We start from the raw sequence: 2,636 nt of genomic DNA, 5'->3' as shown, positions 1-2,636 counted from the left end.
CGGGTCCAGGATTCCGACGACGCCGATGTACACCAGCGTGCTCTCGTCCTCCTCATCGAGGACTTCTGCTTCATGCCGGTCCGCTTCGGTGTATTGCCGGTAGGCCACGCCAAGCGTGCGGAACGCCTGGGACGAAAGTTCCTCGACGTCGCCAAGAGCCCGGACGCGGCGGTCCGCGTCCATCGGGACCACCTCCCCGCCGAGCTGCAGTGCGGTGCAGCGTTCCAGCAGGACGTCCGGGGCGCCCTTGGTGACGAGGGACAGGGTGCCGGCCTGCCGGTGGTGGGCCAGCGCGGACATCAGTTTCCGGTCCGAGGTGAAGGGGATCTCGCCGCGGCGCTCGAACTCCCCGATCCGGTCCGTGACCCCTTCCAGCTTCCGGGCCGCGACGAGGAACGCCGCTTCCGTCGGGTCGCCCTGGATCTCCCATTCACCGCCATGTTCGCGCAGCTGCGCGTTGTTGGCGAAGGAGCCCCCGGCCAGCACCATGCGGGCTTCCTGGAGCACGGCCGGATCACGCACCTCCTGGCCGTGGTACAGCACATTACCCTCCGGCCGGTACCCGACACCGGTGAGCTCGACCTGGCCGGAGGCCGTGCTGATCCTGCAAATGGTCATCTCGTTGCGGGTGAGCGTTCCAGTCTTGTCCGAGGCGATCACCGACGCGGAGCCCAGGGTCTCGACCGAGTGCAGCTCCTTGACGACGGCGTTGCGCCTGGCCATATTCTGGACGCCGATGGCAAGCACCACGGACAAGATGGCCGGCAGTCCCTCGGGCACGGCCGCCACCGCGAGCGAGACCCCCAGCAGCAGGACCGCGACGAGTCCGCTCAGCGAGGACACTCCGTTGACGATGATGATTGTGGCCATCACAACGACCGCGATCCCGATAACCGTGATGCCGAGCAACTTGCTGACGCCGGCGATTTCCTGCTGCAGAGGAGTCGGGGCGTCCTCAACAGCCGCCAGCATTCCCGCGATCGCGCCGACTTCGGTGTCCATCCCGGTTCCGGTGACCACCGCGCGGCCCACGCCCTGTGCGACGGCCGTCCCCTTGTAGACCATGTTCAACCGGTCACCGAGGGGAATGTCGCCGGTGAGGGTGCTCGGGTCTTTGAAGACAGGCGCACTTTCGCCGGTGAGTGAGGACTCGGCGACGCCCAGGGAACTGGCCGTGATCAGCCGGGCGTCAGCACCGACGGAATCCCCCTCGTTGAGGACCAGGATGTCGCCGCGCACCAGCTCCGCGGACGGCACGGTTTTCAGGTCGCCGTCCCGCAGCACTGTGGAGTTCGCTGCCGTCATCAGCCGCAGCGCGGCGACGGCGCTCTCGGCCTTGTTCTCCTGGACGAAGCCGAGGACGCCGTTGAACAGGACCACGGCGGCGATGACGAAAGCGTCAACCGGCACGCCGGCGGCGCCTTCCACGGTCCAGGCAAGGACCGAGATGGCGATGGCCGCCAGCAGCAGGTAGATCAGCGGGTCCTGGAACTGCCGCAGGACCTTCCGCCACAGCGGCACACCTGGTGCGGAGCGGAGTTCATTGGCGCCGTAGAGCCCCAGGCGCCGCTCCGCTTCGGCAGGGTCCAGACCCCTCTCGGGGTTGACCTCGAGCGTGTGCACGGCATCCGTGGCACGGCGAAGGTGCCACGGAACAGCACTGGTGGCATCGCCGTCGGCGTTGCTGATCGGCACGGCTGCGGGCCTGGGTTAGGTGGTCCAGACCGACGCAGCGCCGGAATGGCCTGTGATGATGCTCTGGTAGGTGAAGAAGGCCCCCGCTGCTGCCGCGACGACCAGGAGGGTGGTCCGGACGGCGCGGTTGGTCCGCAGGCTCCCCAGGAAGGCGAAGCGCCGGCCGATGGGCTCATAGCTCACAATCAGCGTCGCCGCGATGACCGCAAAGAACACCACGGAAACGGCCTTAAGCACGTCCCCCTGCTCGGCATGTTCCCGGATCAGGGCAGACGCGGGACGGGCCTCCTGCAGCTGCTCCCCGGCCTGCGCGGTGATGAGGGACACGGGAACCAGGCCCAGCGACAGCACTCCCAGCGGCCAGGCAAGGTAGCTGCGCCAGCGCGGTGCGGCGGCGTAGACGATCGCCGCGAGACCCGCGATCGGTGCCAGCACCACGACGGCGTGGATGAGCAGGATGTGGGCCGGGAGCCCTGCTATTTCGATCATGTCTGCCCTTTTCTTCGAGAGAACTGCCCGATGCGGCGGCATCGCCGGGGCGGGCTTCTATGATTCTTGCATGGGAGAGCAGGCGCTGGCGGACGTTGCGGCACGGCTCTACGCCCTCCCGTTCGACGATTTTGTCCCCGCGCGGACGGCAGCTGCCAAGGACGCGGCCGCCGCGAAGGACCAGCCGTCCCTCGCCGCAGAACTGCGCTCCCTGCCCAAGCCGTCTGTGGCGGCGTGGACGGTGAACATGCTCGCGGCCCGGCAGCCGGAGACCCTGCGGGAACTCGCCGTGCTGGGGGGATCGATGCGCGCCGCGCAGTCCTCCCTTGACGCCCCGGAACTCCGCCGGCTGGGACACGTTCGGCGCCAGCTGCTGGGCAGCGTGGTCAAGGCAGCGAGGGAGGTCGCGGAGCAGCAGGGCCGGAAGATCAGTGGTGCGATCGCGGCGGAGG

2 protein-coding genes and 1 pseudogene are annotated in these 2,636 nt (G+C 68.4%); 1 reads left to right on the top strand and 2 read right to left on the bottom strand.

Annotated elements, in window-relative coordinates; genetic code table 11:
• Together K789_RS0101855 and K789_RS0101850 are read right to left on the bottom strand one after the other, a co-directional pair.
• Positions 1 to 1,695: cation-translocating P-type ATPase (locus K789_RS0101855; protein WP_306376234.1), on the bottom strand; the 1,695-nt coding region annotated here is incomplete at its 3' end.
• Positions 1,696 to 1,710: 15 nt separating this feature from the next.
• A complete protein-coding gene (locus tag K789_RS0101850; RefSeq protein WP_029704280.1) occupies positions 1,711 to 2,184 on the bottom strand; it encodes a hypothetical protein in 474 nt (157 codons plus the stop codon).
• A gap of 70 nt (positions 2,185 to 2,254) precedes the next feature.
• Here K789_RS0101850 and K789_RS0101845 point away from each other — a divergent pair.
• Positions 2,255 to 2,636: pseudogene (locus K789_RS0101845) on the top strand (hypothetical protein); the annotation flags it as partial.

It is taken from the genome of Arthrobacter sp. TB 26, assembly GCF_000427315.1.
GTDB lineage: Bacteria > Actinomycetota > Actinomycetes > Actinomycetales > Micrococcaceae > Arthrobacter.
Note: the sequence above shows the minus strand (reverse complement) of the source record. Positions and strands in the feature narration are given on the sequence as shown.